At 59.9% G+C, this 17,523-nt stretch carries 17 protein-coding genes; 8 read left to right on the forward strand and 9 right to left on the reverse strand.

The window, feature by feature from the left end; all coding sequences use genetic code 11:
• Positions 1 to 58: 58 nt before the first annotated feature.
• Both CDI09_RS07455 and CDI09_RS17565 read right to left on the reverse strand, forming a co-directional pair.
• On the reverse strand, positions 59 to 376 hold the full coding sequence (locus CDI09_RS07455) for a hypothetical protein (RefSeq protein ID WP_236944560.1): 318 nt from the start codon (positions 374 to 376) through the stop codon (positions 59 to 61).
• Between the two features lie 111 nt (positions 377 to 487).
• Positions 488 to 763: a hypothetical protein gene (locus CDI09_RS17565; protein WP_167370135.1), complete on the reverse strand. Its 276-nt coding sequence runs from the start codon at positions 761 to 763 to the stop codon at positions 488 to 490.
• A gap of 27 nt (positions 764 to 790) precedes the next feature.
• On the opposite strand from CDI09_RS17565, the gene CDI09_RS07460 reads away from it, so the two are divergent.
• From CDI09_RS07460 to CDI09_RS07475, 4 genes are all read left to right on the forward strand, one after another.
• Positions 791 to 1,516, forward strand: coding sequence for a glycosyltransferase (locus tag CDI09_RS07460; RefSeq protein ID WP_249034005.1), 726 nt, complete (start codon positions 791 to 793; stop codon positions 1,514 to 1,516).
• 108 nt (positions 1,517 to 1,624) lie between these two features.
• Positions 1,625 to 1,930 (forward strand): hypothetical protein, encoded by a 306-nt coding sequence (locus tag CDI09_RS07465; protein WP_078523744.1) that lies wholly within the window; start codon positions 1,625 to 1,627, stop codon positions 1,928 to 1,930.
• A gap of 93 nt (positions 1,931 to 2,023) precedes the next feature.
• Positions 2,024 to 2,482: a hypothetical protein gene (locus CDI09_RS07470; protein WP_078523745.1), complete on the forward strand. Its 459-nt coding sequence runs from the start codon at positions 2,024 to 2,026 to the stop codon at positions 2,480 to 2,482.
• 283 nt (positions 2,483 to 2,765) lie between these two features.
• On the forward strand, positions 2,766 to 5,276 hold the full coding sequence (locus tag CDI09_RS07475) for a mechanosensitive ion channel family protein (RefSeq protein WP_078523746.1): 2,511 nt from the start codon (positions 2,766 to 2,768) through the stop codon (positions 5,274 to 5,276).
• Positions 5,277 to 5,327: 51 nt separating this feature from the next.
• Here CDI09_RS07475 and CDI09_RS07480 read toward each other — a convergent pair whose 3' ends face one another.
• The 5 genes from CDI09_RS07480 to CDI09_RS07500 all read right to left on the reverse strand — a co-directional run bounded on the left by CDI09_RS07480 (position 5,328) and on the right by CDI09_RS07500 (position 9,936).
• The gene (locus CDI09_RS07480) at positions 5,328 to 5,633 is read right to left on the reverse strand and encodes a hypothetical protein (protein WP_078523747.1); all 306 of its coding nucleotides are present in this window, start codon (positions 5,631 to 5,633) and stop codon (positions 5,328 to 5,330) included.
• A 142-nt stretch (positions 5,634 to 5,775) separates the two neighbouring features.
• Positions 5,776 to 7,143, reverse strand: coding sequence for an Nramp family divalent metal transporter (locus CDI09_RS07485; RefSeq protein WP_078523748.1), 1,368 nt, complete (start codon positions 7,141 to 7,143; stop codon positions 5,776 to 5,778).
• Between the two features lie 578 nt (positions 7,144 to 7,721).
• Positions 7,722 to 7,877 (reverse strand): hypothetical protein, encoded by a 156-nt coding sequence (locus tag CDI09_RS18085; protein WP_170120486.1) that lies wholly within the window; start codon positions 7,875 to 7,877, stop codon positions 7,722 to 7,724.
• 74 nt (positions 7,878 to 7,951) lie between these two features.
• On the reverse strand, positions 7,952 to 8,440 hold the full coding sequence (locus tag CDI09_RS07495) for an RcnB family protein (protein ID WP_078523750.1): 489 nt from the start codon (positions 8,438 to 8,440) through the stop codon (positions 7,952 to 7,954).
• 335 nt (positions 8,441 to 8,775) lie between these two features.
• Positions 8,776 to 9,936, reverse strand: coding sequence for an acyl-CoA dehydrogenase family protein (locus tag CDI09_RS07500; protein WP_078523751.1), 1,161 nt, complete (start codon positions 9,934 to 9,936; stop codon positions 8,776 to 8,778).
• Between the two features lie 507 nt (positions 9,937 to 10,443).
• Here CDI09_RS07500 and CDI09_RS07505 point away from each other — a divergent pair.
• A complete protein-coding gene (locus tag CDI09_RS07505; protein WP_205836650.1) occupies positions 10,444 to 11,781 on the forward strand; it encodes a hemolysin family protein in 1,338 nt (445 codons plus the stop codon).
• A 35-nt stretch (positions 11,782 to 11,816) separates the two neighbouring features.
• Here CDI09_RS07505 and CDI09_RS07510 read toward each other — a convergent pair whose 3' ends face one another.
• Positions 11,817 to 12,314, reverse strand: coding sequence for a hypothetical protein (locus CDI09_RS07510; protein ID WP_078523753.1), 498 nt, complete (start codon positions 12,312 to 12,314; stop codon positions 11,817 to 11,819).
• A gap of 199 nt (positions 12,315 to 12,513) precedes the next feature.
• Complete coding sequence (locus CDI09_RS07515; RefSeq protein ID WP_110571229.1) at positions 12,514 to 13,476, reverse strand: hydrogen peroxide-inducible genes activator; 963 nt, start codon at positions 13,474 to 13,476, stop codon at positions 12,514 to 12,516.
• A gap of 142 nt (positions 13,477 to 13,618) precedes the next feature.
• Between CDI09_RS07515 and ahpC the strand changes: the two genes are divergently transcribed.
• The 3 genes from ahpC (at position 13,619) to CDI09_RS07530 (ending at position 17,511) form a co-directional block, all read left to right on the forward strand.
• Positions 13,619 to 14,182, forward strand: a complete 564-nt coding sequence (ahpC, locus tag CDI09_RS07520) for an alkyl hydroperoxide reductase subunit C (RefSeq protein WP_078523755.1) — start codon at positions 13,619 to 13,621, stop codon at positions 14,180 to 14,182.
• An 84-nt stretch (positions 14,183 to 14,266) separates the two neighbouring features.
• Positions 14,267 to 15,850: an alkyl hydroperoxide reductase subunit F gene (gene ahpF, locus CDI09_RS07525; RefSeq protein ID WP_078523756.1), complete on the forward strand. Its 1,584-nt coding sequence runs from the start codon at positions 14,267 to 14,269 to the stop codon at positions 15,848 to 15,850.
• Between the two features lie 269 nt (positions 15,851 to 16,119).
• The gene (locus CDI09_RS07530) at positions 16,120 to 17,511 is read left to right on the forward strand and encodes an NAD-dependent succinate-semialdehyde dehydrogenase (protein ID WP_078523757.1); all 1,392 of its coding nucleotides are present in this window, start codon (positions 16,120 to 16,122) and stop codon (positions 17,509 to 17,511) included.
• Positions 17,512 to 17,523 lie beyond the last annotated feature (12 nt).

Raw genomic sequence — 17,523 nt, forward strand, 5'->3', positions numbered from 1 at the left:
TGTTACAAGCAGAATTGTAGATGAAGCGATTGTCCGACTGGCGACACCTTGCAATTTTCTATTGCAGGGCGGATGGGCTGCGCAGGGTCTGGTGGTTGGAAGACATGCCGGGACCATCCGGACTTTTATTGGCGGCGGGCTGACGGGTCAGCGGCTGGTCGGGCTGCCTGGGCTGGTCTGCGGGGTCGGGCCGTTCACTCTTTTCAGGCAGCGGCACGGTCTTGCGGGACTGCGGGTGCGCCCGTTCTATGGCAGAGGGGGAATTATCTCCCGGCAGGTCCACGCTTCTGTCGGTCGGATGTTTCTGGGCCAGGGCAGCCGAACCACTGACCATGAGCACCATGCCCGTTACTGCAAAGACAGAAATGATACGCATGGTATTCTATCCTTTTTTAAGAAATGCGAGGGGTGGATACAATCTTGCAGGCAGGCTCCCCGCTGGTCGTATCGTGCTGATGGGGGTACAGTTCCGGCCCGTGCCTGAATATTATGGAATATGATTTCTCCAGAAATGATTTGAAACTTTACGAACGGGATCATGTTTGTCCTGCCATGCCCGCGCTGCCTGTGGCAGGGTGCGCCGCCCATCGCCTGCTGCCCATGAAATGGTAATGGAGAGAAAAACATGACAATACCAGAGCAGGAAAAAACGGATTTCTTTGATTCCGATTTTTGTCAGCACAAGAACTTCTGGCAAAAACGCAAGGTTTCCGTTCTGGCGGATATGGTGTTTGATTTCCATAATCGGAAGTATTTCCGTCATGTCAGGAATATTGCCAGCAGGCAGCCGGTGCGCAGAATTCTCGTTACATCCGTGCGGGTGCCAAAACGCGAGCGCAGGCTGCATGAGGTGTTCAGACGGCTGAGAAATACAAAGCACAAGGTTGATTTCGTAACTGCCCAGATGCGCGACAAGGGCAAGTTCGGCAACATCAATACAGCCCTCGCAACAGTAAAACTGCAGGATTATGACTGGGTGGTCATTACCGATGACGACGTTGCCCTGCCGCCGCGTTTTCTGGATGGGTTCATATCGCTGTGCGAGGTCATGGGGCTGAAAATTTCCCAGCCCGCCCATCGTTACCATTCCTATACATCCTTTACGTTCAATTATCGCAAATGGAACAGCCTCGGGCGCATTACCCGATATGTGGAAGACGGGCCGGTCACCGCCTTCCACCGTGATGCGATGGCCTATGTCTATCCATTCCCCGAATTACGCTGGGCCTGGGCGACGGATATCGCGTTCTGCAACGCGGCACGCCGCAACCACCATAATGTTGGCATTGTGGATTATACGGCCATAGAACACCTCAAGCCTGCGGGGCAGGACTACCCCATGCAGGCGGCAAAGGCCGAGGCGCGGGCGTTCCTGTCGCGTCAGGCGCTACGGCCAGACCGGCGCGAGCTGTTTCGCAACATGGAAATCCTGCGCGACATCCACCCCGACCGCCTGACCTATGATGTACCCTGCCCAATGGGCCAGCCCGCCACATGGCCCGCGGCCCAGCCCTGAAGCATCAGCCCTGAGGCGTCAGTTTTGGCGCAAAAGGCGGCCATACCTTCCGGGTCATGGCATTTCATGGTGTTCTATGCCCACCATGAAGCAGGATAAGAAAACGACATGACACAAGGCCACGATCATCTGCCCGCGCCTGAACAGGAGCGCCTGGCCTTGCAGATCTGGCAGAATGCCTTCCACGCGGCGGTGCTTGACCTTGATGAAGCCCAGCGCGCGGCGCTGCTGCGGCGGCTCGGGCAGTTCGGGCAGGTCATGGCGCAGGGCCGCGAAGGGGCCAGCCGGGTCAACACCCGTGCCGTGCGTGAGCATGCGCTTGGCGTGCTTGCCCAGGTTACGCAGGCCGCGCGCGAACGCGTGCCCCGCGCGCATGTGCCGCAATGGTGCCACGATGCGCCCGATTGTGACTGATGCTGTATAACCGTATGTATTCACACGACTGTTGTCTGCCCGATCATGCCGGACCATCATGGAACCTGTATGCATGATGAGTGGAGGCAAGACGTGATTGACCGTGAGTTGCAGGGGCAGTTGCTGCGCCACATGGCCGATCAGGGCGGCACGACCACCCTGCGGCCCGTACAGGCGGCGGATGAGGAAAAATACGCCCGCAACCTGATGGATCTTGAACTGCAGGGCCTGTGCAAGGGCGGGGTGGGCATACGCCCCACGGGCCTTGGCATTACGGGTGAAACCAGCCTGACGCCAGCCGGTCGCGCTTATCTCGACCGACCCGATGACCTGCACGTCACCCTATCGGGGCCTGAAACGCTGAAAGCGCTGCGCCAGCGCATTGTCGATGATCCCGACCTGTCCGATACGGAGCGGCACAGCCTCGACCGCGCGGTCGAGACCATGCACCCGCTTGCGCTCAAGGCGCTGGGGCAGGACCTGCTGGCGCGGGCCCTGCGGCATGACCCCGATGCCATACCGCTTATCCGCAAGCATGTGGGCAGGCCGTGATGGGGGTATTAATTTATTTTTCAGATATAAGATAAATCGATATAAAATTATCATATAGGCATTATCAAAATAAAAATTAAGCACAGAAAGTAATTGGGGCTGATACAAAGTATAGGGTGAAAGGGTAGGGCAATTTATTGCATATCTGCCCGGCTTCCCCGTGCCTGCGCTTTTACATCCATCTCTGCGATAAATCGCGCCATCTGTCCGGGTCGTGGCGCATTTCCTGCCATGTCTGTCCGGCAGATCGGCAGGATCGAGCAGTCGGGACGGAATTTGAAAAATGCGCCATTCAACACAAACCGGCCAGCGGGGCGAGGGGCGGCATTTTTCCGCAGGGAGCCAGCGGCACGGGGCCTTCGGAGCTCTGTTGCGCGGAGCGGTTCTGGGGTTGCTGGTCGGGCTGGCGGGTTTCGGGCCGCATGTGGCCCGTGCGGCGGATGAAAATGTGGCGCCAGCACCTGCCGCGCCCGCTCATGGCATGACCCCCGAGCAGGCGCGGCAGGTGCTGGCGGTGATTAATGATCCCGCCCGCCGCGCCGAGTTTGAAAATACCCTGGCGGCCATTAGCGCCGGGCTTCCGCCAGCACCCGCCCCGGCTCCGGCCCCTGCTGCGCCACCTGCGCACGCGGCGGCCTCCGCACAGGAACTGACCGTGCAGCCTGACAGTCTGGGCAGCGACCTTGTGCAGGACACCGAAGCCCTGCGGGCCAGCCTGATCGTGCAGGCACAGCATTTTGTCGCCCTGTTCGGGGATCTGGCGTTCGTCGTTCACTGGACGCATACCATCTTCGCCGACCCGCAATCACGCGGTATCCTGCTTGATGCGGTGGGAAGGGCGACGCTGATTCTGCTTCTGGCGCTGGCAGCCGAGCATGGCCTCTCGCTGCTGTTGCGCAAGCCCCTGCGCGGGGTGACCGCACGCGCGCTGGCCACGGAAAAACGCCTCAACCTGCCTGATGCCTCAGCCGCCGCGCCAGCGCCTGCCGCACCGGCGGCGCCCACGGCAGATGGCAATGGTGAACAGCCAGCCACTGAAGCCGCAGCCCGCCAGCAGGACATGCAGGCCCAGCACGCCACCCTGCGCCTGCTGGCGCGCGTGCCGTATTCGCTCATGCACATGCTCATCAAGCTGGTGCCGGTGGGGCTGTTCTTCGGGCTGGGCACCGGTTTTGCCTATATGCTGACCACCACCCACCAGGCGATGCTGGTTACGTTGACGCTGACCAACGCCTATGTGGTGGCGCGCGTGGTTTACCTGCTCATGGAAACGCTGTTTGTGCCGCATTCGCCCGCCATCCGGCTGTGCAGCGCAAGCGACCAGACGGCCTTCATGGTCACGCGCTGGCTCAACTTTCTGGTGGCGGCGCCCTCGGTCGTGGTGTGTCTTTCCACGCTTGGCGGTGTGTTCGACATGCCTGCCCGTGGCACGGAAGCCATCATCCGCTCGGTCGTGCTGATCGAGCATGTGCTGGTGGCCATCTTTACGTGGCGGGTGCGCAGGCATGTCGCCTCGGCGCTGCAACCCTCGGCGCGCCTGCGCCAGCAGCCGTTCTGGGCGTTCGTGGGCCGCCTTGTGTATCTGTGGTGGATACCGGCCATGTTCTTCAACTTCGCGCTGTGGCTGATCTGGGCCACCCACATCCAGGGTGGTTATGCGTGGATCATCCGCACGGTCATCCTGACCACGGCGGTCGTGATCCTGTCGCGTCTGTTCTCGGTGCTGGCCTATAACGTGCAGAACCGGCTGTTCCATATCTCGCCCGCCATGGAGGCGCGTTATCCCGGCCTGCAGGCGCGGGTGAATTATTATTACCCGACCGCGCGCAAGATCCTGTCCTTCCTGCTATCGTTCGCCACCGTCATCCTGTTCCTGCAGGCACTCGGGCTGCCGGCCATCAGTTTCCTGTTCCACGGCAAACTGGGGCAGAAGGTGATGGGCACGATCACGTCGGTCATCGTTGCCTATACGGTAGCCGTGTTCATCTGGGAGGCAGTCAACGCGGTGCTGCAGGGCCAGATCGCGCGGTTCGAGAATTCATCACAGCAGGGGCGTGCGAGCCGCCTGCGCACCGTGCTGCCCATTATCAAGACCGTGCTGCTGGCGCTGATCATCATCATCGTCGCTGTCACCACGCTTTCACAGATTGGCATCAACGTCGCACCACTTCTGACGGGTGCGGGAATCATGGGTGCGGCCATCGCCTTTGGTGCGCAGAGTCTGGTCAAGGATTTCATCACCGGCTTCTTCATGCTGGTGGAAAACGCCATACAGGTAGGCGACTGGGTTACAGCGGGTGGCGTGTCGGGCACTGTGGAGCATCTGTCCATCCGCACGTTGCGGCTGCGCTCGGTCAATGGCGACCTGCATATCATCCCGTTTTCCGGGGTATCGTCCATCGCCAATACTTCACGTGATTACAATCTTGTGGTGGTTGATGTCATGATCGACCTCAGCCAGGACACGCAGCAGCTCACAACAATATTGCAGGAAGAACTTGTGGCCCTGCGCAAGATCCCGCGTTTTACGCATCTGATCCTGTCGGACTTCACGTTTCTGGGCATTGAGCAGGCCGATGGCAATGGCGCGCGCTTCCTTGGCTCCATCCGCACGGCGCCGGGGTCGAAATGGACCGTGTACCGGCAGTATTACAGCCGCGTTGCCGTGCGCATGAATGCAGAGGGCATCAAGTTCCCCGTGCCAAGCTATCTCAACTTCGTTGATAACTGGCCGGGTAACGAACTCAAGATCGACGCCACGACCAAGGCGCCCCCGCAGCAGGGGCAGGCCTGAAAAAACAAAAGGCCCCTGCCACAAACCGGGCAGGGGCCTTGACTGGCTGCATTACGCGACGCGCAGTGTCACCTTGTGCAGTTCCTTTTCCACCTTCGCATCGGGGTGACCGACATGGAAGGCTTCCCCGGGCAGCAGCTTCAGGTCAGTGATGGTGTCGAGCGGCAGGACGCTCCATTCACCCATGGGCGGCACGCGCTTTTCGTGGGCGTCTTCGCCACGATAGATGAGCACCTGCGGCTTGCCGTCACGCTCACCGAGCGCGTGGGGGGAGCCGATGTAGTTCTTGGCATCGAAAGTAAAACCGACAACGCTTTTCTTGCTGATGGCGTCACGAAGCATGTTTTCAACGGACATGGCTGTTTTCCATTCTGGTAGATATTGACACGCTCCCGCATGTTATAACGGGCTGTGAGCGTTATAACCTGTCTGACCCGGCACAGAAGGGGCGGGGGTGGTTCATTGTTGCAATACTGCCCTGCACGGCCCCGTGTGGCGGTCAGGAAAGCGTATCGAACAGCAGCTTGAAATTGAGCGCCAGAATGACCGCCGTCACGACCCATGACAGGAGGGTGACAGGCCGCGATATGACAAAAGGCCCCATCTTGCCCCGGTCAGACACAAATATGACCAGAGGTATGACCGCAAAGGGCAATTGCATGGACAAAATGACCTGGCTGAACATGAGCAGCCGCCCCACGCCCTGGTCGCCATACAGAGCGGTAACCACCACGACCGGAGCGATGGCCAGCCCGCGCGTGAGCAGCCGCCGCGCCCAGGGAGGCATGTGCAGGTGCAAAAAGCCTTCCATGATGATCTGTCCGGCCAGCGTGCCGGTCACGGTGGAATTGGTGCCTGCCGCCAGCAGCGCCACTGCAAATAGTGTGGACGCAATACCCAGCCCCAGAATGGGGGAGAGCAGGCGGTAGGCATCCTCGATTTCGGCCACATCCTGATGGCCGCTGGTGTGAAAGGCCGCGGCCGCCACGATCAGGATGGCGGCGTTGATGAACAGCGCCAGCATGAGCGCGATCGTGCTGTCCCACGTGGCCCAGCGGATTGCGTCGCGCCGCCCTGCCTCGGTGCGGGAAAAGGCGCGGGTCTGCACAATGGAGGAATGCAGGTAGAGGTTATGCGGCATAACCGTCGCCCCGATGATGCCGATGGCGATATAGAGCATCTGGCTGTTGGTCACGATTGCGGCGCGGGGCATGAACCCTGCCAGCACGGCGGCAATGGGCGGATGGGCTGCGACAACCTGCGCCACAAAGCACAGGGCGATGATGCTGAGCAGCCCGATAACAAAGGCTTCAAGGTAACGGAAGCCCCGGTTCATGAGAATGAGCACGATAAAGGCATCAAGCACCGATATGACCGCCCCCATGACCAGTGGCAGGCCAAACAGCAGTTGTAGCGCCACCGCTGTGCCAATGACTTCTGCCAGGTCGCACGCCGTTATGGCCAGTTCGCAGGCCAGCCACAGCACGATGTTCACCGCAGGGGGAAAGTGGTCGCGGCAGGCCTGCGCCAGATCGCGCCCGGTGGCGATGCCCAGCCGGGCCGAGAGCGATTGCAGCAGCACGGCCATGAAGTTTGACAGCAGGATGACGGCCAGCAGCGTGTAGCCAAACTGTGCCCCGCCCTGCAGGTCGGTCGCCCAGTTGCCGGGGTCCATATAACCCACCGACACCATATAGCCTGGCCCCATGAAGGCCAGCAGCCGCCGCAGCCATGAAGCCCCGGCCTGCGGCACCTGCACGGAGGCGAATACTTCAGGCAGGCTGTTCTGATCGGATCCGGATGTTGTTTCAAACCGCCAAGCCGTGTTTTGGGTGGGGCGCGGCGGAGCAGGATGGTCAGGAGTCATGGAGTGAGCTAATCGTATCCGCTCACAATATGCAATACGCTATATTAGATAGCACAAGAAAATATTATCAGGCCATGGTATGTTCGGGGGCATGCGGATGGCGCCTCGTAGCACGAGGATTTTCTACCTTGGCGCAGAACAGGAATTCTGGAAGTATTATGAGTAGATAATATTGTAAATATATTTATAAAACAAATAAAATAAATAAAGAGAAATAGAAAATTTTATCAGGAAATAGGTTGCGCGCTGGTCGAGACAGTCGGGGATACTAAAAAGGCGCTTTTGTATGTAGAAGGCGATGAAGGATATATTTCTGATGCTATCTACGTCCTGAATGGTCATGGCACGATCGAATTCAGGATATGTTCTGTGCAATTGGGTGATCTACTATCTGATTTCTGGCACGAATGCAAAAACAACGATGCGCATCATATATCGACAATAATGTTATAGAAAATAGAAAAGTAAAAATAGAATTAAAATATCCGCATGAAGTCAATATCCATGAAGAGAATACCTATTGTTATGATGCGGTAGAGTCTCTTTTCGAGAAATCGGACGTAGATCATTCGTATGGCTTACGACAGCTGGAAGATGGCAGGCACCACGCGCATGCAGCGGGTGCGAACACCGATCATGCCGATGAATGAGCCGGTTATGGCGCGTATGATGCGATGCGCGATATATTTTTCAGCTTGCGGTTCCTGTGCAATCAGCACCTGGAGCACTACCATGCCTGTAGGGGCGGGCGTTCATATGGCCACAGGACATGATTTTGTCCCATGGCCATTTTACCGGTCTATCGGTATTAGCGCATGACGCTGCCGAGCGTGGCGCTGACCACACCTGCGATCACGCCTGTGGTGATGCCAGTCAGCAGGTACTGGTTGCCATAGCGCATCCACTCGTAGCCTGACGGCGGGGCGGAAAGGCCGCGGTGGCTCTGCCAGTCATTGACAATCCAGCGACTGTTGCGCGGGCCATCATAACGCTCGCCCCGGTGCCAGACGCGGTTCATGTCGGGATTATTGTCATGCCAGCCGCCATCGCGGTTGCCGCCAGGGCCTGCCATGCGGTGGTCGGGGCCGCCATGCGGGGCAGGGCGGCGCTGCGGTCCGGGTGCAGGGCCGCGCGACCCGGGACCACCCGGGCCTGCATGCGGGCCTTCATGGCCGACGGGGCCGCCCATGCCACCCGGACCGGATGCCTGGGGTCCCCCAAAGGGCTGGGCCTGGGCGGATGTTGCAAAGCCCAGCAGGCAGGCTGCGCCAAGCGCCAGAAAAGAGTGTTTTTTCATTACGTTTACAGGCCTGATCTCGAAGGTTGGGTCAGCCCTGATCCTACGAAATGCAGGCAGGGTTGAAAACGATTATTATTTCATCTTTAGAAAAGGTAATTTTCATTAAATTTCGCAATAAGCGGCTGCTGGAAAAGACAGGCCAATAATACCCTGAAATTATAAAAGTTTCTGGTGAAGCGTTTTCTAAAAAGCTTCGGAAGACGTCACCTTTTTGAAAAAAAAGGCGACACCCCCAAACTTTTATTTTTCATCAATAGCTTGTTTTCAAGCAATTTTTAGGACACGCCCGCTATTATCATACATGAATGAAAAGCAGTCGGCGAAAAACCGTCCTACCGCCCCGTATCAAGTGCCGCCTTGCCTGCGGTGGCCAGCGCCACATCGGCCTGAGGGGTATGGATGCGTGCGCATAACACATTGCGGTAATGGCGCTCGAGCGGGTTGTCCTGGCTCAGGCCCGGGTTGCCAATCGCGGCAAGGCCGAGTTCAACCGACCTGATGGCGTTTTCCGTCACTACATACTTGGCCAGATTGGCTTCATGCGAGGGGTAGTTGCCGCTTTCGGCCTTGGTCAGCGCGGTTTCAATCAGGCTTTCATTGACCATCAGCAGCGCATCGATCTCGCCCAGCAGGGTCTGGAAGCGGGGCAACGTGGCCAGTGGCTTGCCCAGTGCGGTCGGCACGCGTTCATGCAGGAAAGTAATCAGCCAGTCCCGTGCCGCGCGGGCCACGCCATCATACAGGCAGGCAATGGCCAGCACATGCCCCACGACCAGCGAGCCATCGCGGGTGTGCCATTCTTCGGGCGCGCGCAGGTCCACCAGCGCGGTGTCAGGCAGTTCCACATTGTCAAACACCATGGTATGGCTGCCCGTGGCGCGCATGCCCATCTGGTTCCAGCTTCGCTCTATGCTCACGCCGGGCAGGGTCAGGTCCACGAGCACCTGCCCCACGCGTGGCGCGTCCTCATCAGTGGCGGCCCAGACCGTGCCCCAGCGCAGGGCGGTGGACCCGGTGGAATAGATCTTGCGCCCGTTCAGCCGGGGCCTGCCATCAACCCATGTGATGCGCGTGCCTGGCAGCCCCCCGCGTGAGGGCGTGCCCAGTTCGGGCTCGACCCGCAGCGCGTTAATCAGCGCGCCTTCGTGCAGGGCGGTCTCGATCACCTGTTTGCGCGCGGCTTGAGGCCAGTGGGTGGCCCTGGCAATGACGGCATGCTGCAGGTAGTGCATGCCAATAATCAGCGCCGTGGTCGGGTCGCCTTTGGCCAGCGTGCCGATGACCTCGACAATCTGCCGCAGCCCGCCCTCCTGCCCGCCATCCGCACGGGCTATGGTCAGGCCCAGCAGGCCAGCCGCGCGCACATCATCAAGGTTATCGGTCGCAATCTCTCCCGATCGGTCATAGGCCGCCGCGCGCTGCGCAAAACGGGCCACCATGTCCGTCAGGGCGACTTGAGTCCGTGCCGGGGCGGGGGAGGGTGTTGCGTTCATGGATCACCTGTTTCCTTGCTACGGCTGTTCATGCCTGCGTGCGCGGGGGTGACAGCACGCAGGCGGTACCAGAATGCCCCCTCGTGGCGGGGAGAAGAAGAGCGTCATATATCCTGTCTGACAGATAAGACAGAATTATAACACCATCAATAGTGATTTTATTGTTTCACCATAATTTATGGTTTCATACACAGGTCCGTCGCCGCCCGGCCAGGTCGAAGCCAGCGCAACAGCGCCCTTGATGATACGGCGAAGTATGCTGTCAGGCTGGTGGCCTGCAAAGCGGAAAAAGATTTGACGCCTAAAACGACACAGGCCCGAAAACGCTTATGTCCCGCCCGCTTTTCCATCTGCCATATCATCGGGGCAAGGCGGCGGCGGGGCCGTGATTTGTTTTTGTTCCGATATGATGGGTCAAGTAAAAAAATATCCGTCGCGTGCATATAGTCCTGCCGGTAAGGCGGGGTGCGTGTTATACAGTGCTGTATTTATTTTGTGGGTGTTCTGGTGGTCCTGTTTTTTTCTGGCCTGATTGCGCTTGTGCTTCTGGTCGCACTCAATATATTTATTTCGCTATCGGAAATATCGTTTGCCGCCGCCCGTGATGCCCGCCTGCGCTCCCGCGCCGAAGCGGGGGATGAACGGGCCGTCGCCTTCCTGAAATTGCGGCGCAACAGCGGGCAGGTCATGACCGTGTTGCAGATATGCCTCAATGGCGTGGGCGTGCTTGGCGGCATGATCAGTTCGCAGATGCTCTCGCCCTCCCTCACGCATGGCTTTACACAGTGGGGCCTGAGCGCAGCCACGGCCGAGACGCTGGCTTCCATGCTGGGGTTCATGCTCGTTACCGGCCTGTTCGTGCTGTTTGCCGACCTGCTGCCCAAGCGCATCGCCATGAATGCGCCCGACAAGATCGCGCTGGCCGTGGGGTGGTTTCCTGCCCTGGCGTTGCGGCTGCTCTTTCCCATCGTGTGGGTATTTTCCAAGGTGTCGGACGCAATCCTGCGCGCGCTGCGCATTCCCGCCGCCTCGGCGGTGGAGCCCGTAACGCCTGAGGACCTGCGGGCCATTCTTGCCGCCGGCACCGCCTCGGGCGTGCTGCTCGAGCAGGAGCACCAGATGATCCAGAACGTGCTGGGGTTGCAGGACCGCTCCATCACCTCCGCCATGACCCCGCGTGACGAGATCGTATTCCTCGACCTGCAGGAAACCACCGAGATGCAGAAGGCCAAGGTGCGCGCCAAGCCTTATTCCCGCTATCCTTTATGCAATGGCGGGCTGGACAACGTGGTGGGCTCCATCCGGGCGGAAGACGTGCTGGCCGCCGTGGTGGACCGCGACCCCGCTACGCCGCCGCCACCCGTGCGCAAAGGCGGCCCTTCGGCGGAGAGCCCCATCTTTCAGGTGCGCCGCGACGTGCTTTCGGTACCCGAGACCATCAATCTGTGGGATACGCTGGCCCAGTTCGACATACACGGCGTAGGCTTTGCGCTGGTGGTGAACGAATACGGCCTGGTCGTGGGGCTGATTACCTTCAAGGATATCATGGGCGCGCTGATGGGTGGGGTGGCCAACCCGTTCGAGGAGCAGCTGATCGTGCGGCGCGATGCCAATTCGTGGCTGATTGATGGCGCAGCCTCGATCGGGGATGTGCGGCGCGAACTCGACGCCTCCGATCTTGATGAAGCCGGCCCGTTTGATACGATAGGCGGTTTCATCATGCACCGCCTGCGCCGCATGGCGCGCAAGGCGGACCGGGTGGACACGATGGGCTTCCGCTTTGAAGTTGTTGACGTGGAAGGCTTCCGCATCAACCAGTTGCTTGTTACCCGCCTGACCGGGTAGCGGGCCTGCCCGCAATGGTTGCCCGCATCAGGGCGTCAGTTATCCTTCTGGGGTAAGGTGATGGATTGATACTCCAGCACCGGGCCGTTGTGACTGGTTGATTTTATCTTGCCTGTCAGCGTGACATACTGCCCCAGATAGGACGTGAACTCGCTGATTGAATTCTTCGGATCATGTTCCGTGATCGGGAGGAACATCGTGGGGGTGACATTGCTGTCATCGATGTAGTCACCTTCTCCCGTATTTTCAACTTCCTTGAGCCGGTAAGGCGTATCTGTTTTCAATACAGCGTATTTGTAGTAATTGCCTGAATGTTTGTCCCTGGTTTCAACAAACTCTATTGTGCCCTTGAGCGTAATATCTGATCCGTCATCCAGAGTTGTTGTGTAGTTTGGTGCGGAGTATTTGATAGTCAGAGTAGTATCATTATCACCGCTGGCATGGCCCGAACTTGAAAAACCGCAGAGAACGGAAACAGAAATGACTAATGAGGAAGCAGAAATCTTGCCCCATGAGACAACAGTGCGGCGCATATCAGGTTCCGTGCTTGTGTTTGGGGTAAAGGGGAGAACCGAACACCAGCAGGCGGCGCCCGTTCACGCGACAAACCCTACTTTAGACCGAATTCCCTGATTGTCCAACGTGCCGGGGGCAGATCCGCCCGGCCAGCATTGCCGCTGTAGTTCGTCTTTCATGCCCGACTTATGGTCAGGCGAAGCCACCGGTCCTTGACTACTGCATGTCCTGCTCAGGGCCGGTTTTTGCGGGGAAGGGCGACAGCGGGGTACAGCCTTCGGGCGTGTTGTTGCGCAGGCATGTGGCGAAGTCGGCAAAGGCTGCTCCGCGCGGGTCGGAGGCGCGCCAGACCAGCCCGATCGTGCGGCTTGCCGCCGGAATGGGCTGGACCGTAATCAGCCCTTCCCATTCGCCACGGTTGCGCAGGGCGAGGCGGGGAATGAGCGAATAGCCTTCGCCTGCGCCAATCATGTGCCACAGCATCTCAAGGCTTGCAGCAAGGCGTTCGGGTTCATGGCTTGATGACATGCCGCACAGGGCCAGTGCCTGGTCGCGCAGGCAGTGCCCGTCTTCCAGCAAAAGCAGGTCCGGTCCCTTCAGGTCGGGCATGGTCAGGTTCTTGCGCTCGGCAAGTGCGTGCTCGGCGGGGAAGGCGGCCAGGAACGGCTCGCTGAACAGCGGCACGCTATGAAAGCCCTCACCACTGACCGGCAGGGCCGCGAGCACGATATCGAGTTCATCATGGCGCAGCATGCGCAGCATGATGTCGGTCAGGCTATCGGTCAGGCGCAGTTGCAACTGGGGGTAGTAGCGGCGCAGCAGCGGCAGCAGGTTGGGCACGTAATAGGGGCCGAGCGTTGCAATCACGCCAATGCGCAGCAGCCCTTCAAGCGGGCCGGTGCGCACGCGCGCGGCCTCGATCATGGCGCGGGCGGCGGCCAGCACCTCGCGCCCCATGCCAATCAGCCGCGCGCCATCAGGCGTGGGCGCGACATGGCGGCGCGAACGCTCGAACAGGACCACGCCCAGCAGGGCCTCGAGCTTGCGCACCTGTTCCGACAGGCCGCCCTGGCTCACGCCGCACCGCTCGGCAGCGCGTGAAAAGTTGCGCAGGTCATCGACCGCTACAACATATTCGATATCACGCAGGGAGAGGCCGGAGAGAGGAATGTAGGTCATGCGTATAGATAGAACCTATTTTGGGTCATTTGTAAAAAGGTTTATCCTATCACAGACATTGACAGAAACTGTTTCTGCGCATTTCGTGGACGTGGGATAAGAACCCGTCGACAACTGACACGCGAAACCAAGGAGCATTCCAATGGCACGCATCAATGACTCGCTGAAACCGTTTACGACCGACGCCTTCCATAACGGCCAGTTCATCAAGGTGACCGATGCCGACGTGAAGGGCAAATGGTCCGTTTTCTTCTTCTATCCGGCGGATTTCACCTTTGTCTGCCCGACGGAACTCGAAGACCTCGCGGATAATTACGCCGCCTTCCAGAAGCTGGGCGTGGAAATCTATTCGGTCTCGACCGACAAGCATTTCACCCACAAGGCATGGCATGACACGTCGCCCGCCATCGGCAAGATCAAGTATGTCATGCTGGGCGACCCGACGGGCCATATCGCACGTAATTTTGATGTGTATATCGAGGAAGCTGGCGTGGCCGACCGTGGCGCGTTCCTGCTCGATCCCGAAGGCAAGATCCAGTACATCGAGATCACGGCAGGCAGCGTTGGCCGCAGCGCCGCCGAACTCCTCTCCAAGATCGAGGCGGCGCAGTATGTCGCTTCCCACCCCGGTGAAGTCTGCCCCGCGAAGTGGAAGGAAGGCAGCGAAACGCTGACCCCCTCACTCGACCTCGTGGGCAAGATCTGATCCCGGCCTCTGGCCTGGTCCCGCACGGTGCGGGCCGGGCCAGAGCCCCCGCACACCCTGCCTGAAAAAGTGGAGAGACGTGCCATGTTGCAAGATGCCATCAAGACGCAGCTCAAGGGTTACCTCGCCGGTCTCGCGCACCCCATCGTGCTCGAAGCCTCGCTGGATGATACCCCGCCCTCGCGTGAGATGCATGAACTGCTGCACGAGGTCGCCGCCCTTTCCGACAGGGTGCAGGTGAGCGAGCAGGGCGAGGCCACGCGCAGGCCTTCCTTTGTCATCAAGCAGGCCGGGGCCAGGACAGGGAACGTGAGCTTCGCCGCCATCCCCATGGGCCACGAGTTCACCTCCTTCGTGCTCGCCATGCTGCAGGTGGGTGGCCACGCGCCCAAATTCTCTGATGACATGGTGGCCCAGATCCGCGCCCTTCCGGGGGATTACAATTTCGAGACCTATGTGGCGCTGTCATGCCAGAACTGCCCCGACGTGGTGCAGGCGCTCAACGCCATGAGTGTCATCAACTCCAATATTCGCAACGTCACGATCGATGGCGCATTGTTTCAGGATGAAGTGAGCGCGCGCAACATCATGTCGGTGCCGCAGGTCTACCTCAATGGCGTGCTGTTCGAGACCGGTCGCACCGATGCGGGCCAGATCCTGGCAAAGCTCGATGCGGATGCGCCAAAACGCGCCGCGGCAAAGCTGAAGGATATCGCACCCTTTGACGTGCTGATTATCGGCAGCGGGCCTGCCGGGGCCTCGGCTGCGGTCTATGCGGCGCGCAAGGGGGTTCGCACCGGTCTGGTGGCCGAGCGTTTTGGCGGCCAGATGATGGATACCGAAGGCATCGAGAACTTCATCTCCGTGCCCGAGACAACCGGCCCGAGGCTTTCGGCAGCACTGGAAGCCCATGTGCGCGCCTATGATGTCGATGTCATACCGGGCGAGGTGGCAACCGAACTCTTCCCCGCCGTCCATCCCGGCGGGCTGCATGGCGTGGCGCTGGAAAGTGGCGCGATCCTGCACGCCCGCACCGTCATCGTGGCCACCGGCGCGCACTGGCGCCACCTTGGCGTGCCGGGCGAGGAGGAATACCGCAACAAGGGCGTGGCCTACTGCCCGCATTGCGATGGCCCGTTCTACAAGGGCAAGCGCGTGGCGGTGGCAGGTGGCGGCAATAGCGGGGTGGAGGCGGCGATCGACCTTGCCGGCATCGTGGCGCATGTCACGCTGCTCCAGCGCGGCTCCCACCTCAAGGCGGACAAGGTGCTGTGCGACAAGCTGGCCACCCTGCCCAACGTGACCGTGCTGACCGAGGCGCTGACCACGCGCATCGAGGGTAACGGCCGCAACGTGACCGGGCTGACCTATCGCGGCGGTGACGGGGCGGACCATCATGTCGATCTGGAAGGCGTGTTCGTGCAGATCGGCCTGCTGCCCAATACGGACTGGCTGAAGGACACGGTGGAGCGCAACGCGTTTGGCGAGATCGTGGTCAATGATCATGGCGCGACCTCGGTGCCCGGCGTGTTTGCCGCAGGTGATGCCACCACCACGCCCTACAAGCAGATTGTCATCGCCATAGGTGATGGCGCGAAGGCGGCGCTCTCGGCGTTTGACTATCTCATCCGCGTGCCAGCCCCGGTGGAGAAGAAGGTGCCTGCCTGAACAGGGCCTGCGTTGCCGATACCCTGCAATCCTGAAAAAGCGCCGGATAACGCCGCCTTTTTGAAAAAAGGCGGCGCCCGGAAACTTTTCCTGTTTTTGCTGCCTGCCATCCTCAAATGCCGCCTGCACGCCAAAATGGCAGGCAACCCGCGCTGCTGCCTGCCGTTGGGCCAGAACAGGCAGCATGCAGGGCCATCCCGTGCCTTCCCATCGGTCAATCGGGGCGCTGCAGCACGAAAGCCTGCATCATTTCGTACGGAGGCAGAGCAATGGCCTACAGGACCATCAATCCGTTTACCAACGAGACCCTCACCACCTTTCCTGACCTGACAGATGCGGAACTGGCGCAGAAGCTCGATTGCGCGCAGGCAACCTACCGGCAGTGGTCGAAACAGCCCTTCAGCGCACGGGCGGCCATTGTGGGGCGCGCGGCTCAGTTACTGCGCCAGAACAACGACCATTATGCCCGCCTGCTGACACTCGAGATGGGCAAGCTGTACCGTGAGAGCCTGGCGGAAGTCGAACTCTCGGCGGATATCCTGCAGTATTACGCCGATCATGCCGAGGAATTCCTTGCCCCCCAGAAACTGACCGAAAAGAGCGGCCGGGGCGACAACGCCATGCTGATCAGCCAGCCGCTGGGCATCGTGTTTGCCATCGAGCCGTGGAACTTCCCGTATTACCAGCTTGCCCGCGTGGTCGGGCCGCAGTTCATGGCGGGCAACGTGGTGGTGGTCAAGCATGCCTCCAACGTGCCGCAATCGGCTGCCGCCTTCGAGCAGCTTTTCCGGGACGCTGGCGCACCGGAAGGGTTGTACACCAACCTTTACGCCACGCGTGACCAGTTGGGCGAGATCATTGCCGATGATCGGGTGATAGGCGTGGCGCTGACCGGCAGCGAGGGGGCAGGGGCCATTGTGGCGGCGCAGGCGGGCAAGGCGCTCAAGAAAACCACCATGGAGCTTGGCGGGAGCGATGCCTTTATCGTGCTCGATGATGCCGATATGGAAAAAGCCGTCAAATGGGCGGTATGGGGCCGCATGAACAATGGCGGGCAGTGCTGTGTCGCCTCCAAGCGCATCATTGTGGCGGACGCGATTGCCGATGAATTCCTTGACCGCTTCGAGACAGCCCTGGCCAAACTCGTGCCTGGTGACCCGATGGACGAGAAAACCGGCGTGCCACCCCTGTCATCGCAGGCCGCGGCTGACCAGCTGAACGATCAGGTCGCCCTTGCGGTCAAGCATGGCGCGATCGCCATCCGCGTGGGTGAGGCCCCGCCCGAGACCGGCGCTTTCGTGCAGACAACCATCCTGACCGGCGTCACGCCGGAGAACCCCATCTTTCATCAGGAACTGTTCGGCCCCGTGGCCATGTTCTTCCGCGTGCGTGATGATGAGGAAGCCATACAGCTTGCCAACGACAACCCGTACGGACTGGGCGGTTCGGTCTTTACCAGCGATACCGCGCGTGGCGTGCGTGTGGCCGAGCAGATCGAGACCGGCATGGTCTATATCAACCACCCCACATGGACCACATGCGACCTGCCATTTGGCGGGGTCAAGCGCTCGGGGTTCGGGCGGGAACTGTCCTCGCTCGGCATTCAGGAATTCGTCAACAAGAAACTGATCGACGTGGTGCCGATCGATGCAGCGCCGTAATCCCCGATAAAG

Source organism: Komagataeibacter nataicola, assembly GCF_003207795.1.
In the GTDB taxonomy this organism is placed as follows: Bacteria; Pseudomonadota; Alphaproteobacteria; order Acetobacterales; family Acetobacteraceae; genus Komagataeibacter; species Komagataeibacter nataicola.

Coding starts and splice junctions, on each gene's coding strand:
- CDI09_RS07455 (WP_236944560.1), bottom strand. CDS start 376: ATGCGTATCATTTCTGTCTTTGCAGTAACGGGCATGGTGCTCATGGTC.
- CDI09_RS17565 (WP_167370135.1), bottom strand. CDS start 763: ATGACGGAAATACTTCCGATTATGGAAATCAAACACCATATCCGCCAG.
- CDI09_RS07465 (WP_078523744.1), top strand. CDS start 1,625: ATGACACAAGGCCACGATCATCTGCCCGCGCCTGAACAGGAGCGCCTG.
- CDI09_RS07475 (WP_078523746.1), top strand. CDS start 2,766: ATGCGCCATTCAACACAAACCGGCCAGCGGGGCGAGGGGCGGCATTTT.
- CDI09_RS07480 (WP_078523747.1), bottom strand. CDS start 5,633: ATGTCCGTTGAAAACATGCTTCGTGACGCCATCAGCAAGAAAAGCGTT.
- CDI09_RS07485 (WP_078523748.1), bottom strand. CDS start 7,143: ATGACTCCTGACCATCCTGCTCCGCCGCGCCCCACCCAAAACACGGCT.
- CDI09_RS18085 (WP_170120486.1), bottom strand. CDS start 7,877: ATGGTAGTGCTCCAGGTGCTGATTGCACAGGAACCGCAAGCTGAAAAA.
- CDI09_RS07495 (WP_078523750.1), bottom strand. CDS start 8,440: ATGAAAAAACACTCTTTTCTGGCGCTTGGCGCAGCCTGCCTGCTGGGC.
- CDI09_RS07500 (WP_078523751.1), bottom strand. CDS start 9,936: ATGAACGCAACACCCTCCCCCGCCCCGGCACGGACTCAAGTCGCCCTG.
- CDI09_RS07510 (WP_078523753.1), bottom strand. CDS start 12,314: ATGCGCCGCACTGTTGTCTCATGGGGCAAGATTTCTGCTTCCTCATTA.
- CDI09_RS07515 (WP_110571229.1), bottom strand. CDS start 13,476: ATGACCTACATTCCTCTCTCCGGCCTCTCCCTGCGTGATATCGAATAT.
- ahpC (WP_078523755.1), top strand. CDS start 13,619: ATGGCACGCATCAATGACTCGCTGAAACCGTTTACGACCGACGCCTTC.
- ahpF (WP_078523756.1), top strand. CDS start 14,267: ATGTTGCAAGATGCCATCAAGACGCAGCTCAAGGGTTACCTCGCCGGT.
- CDI09_RS07530 (WP_078523757.1), top strand. CDS start 16,120: ATGGCCTACAGGACCATCAATCCGTTTACCAACGAGACCCTCACCACC.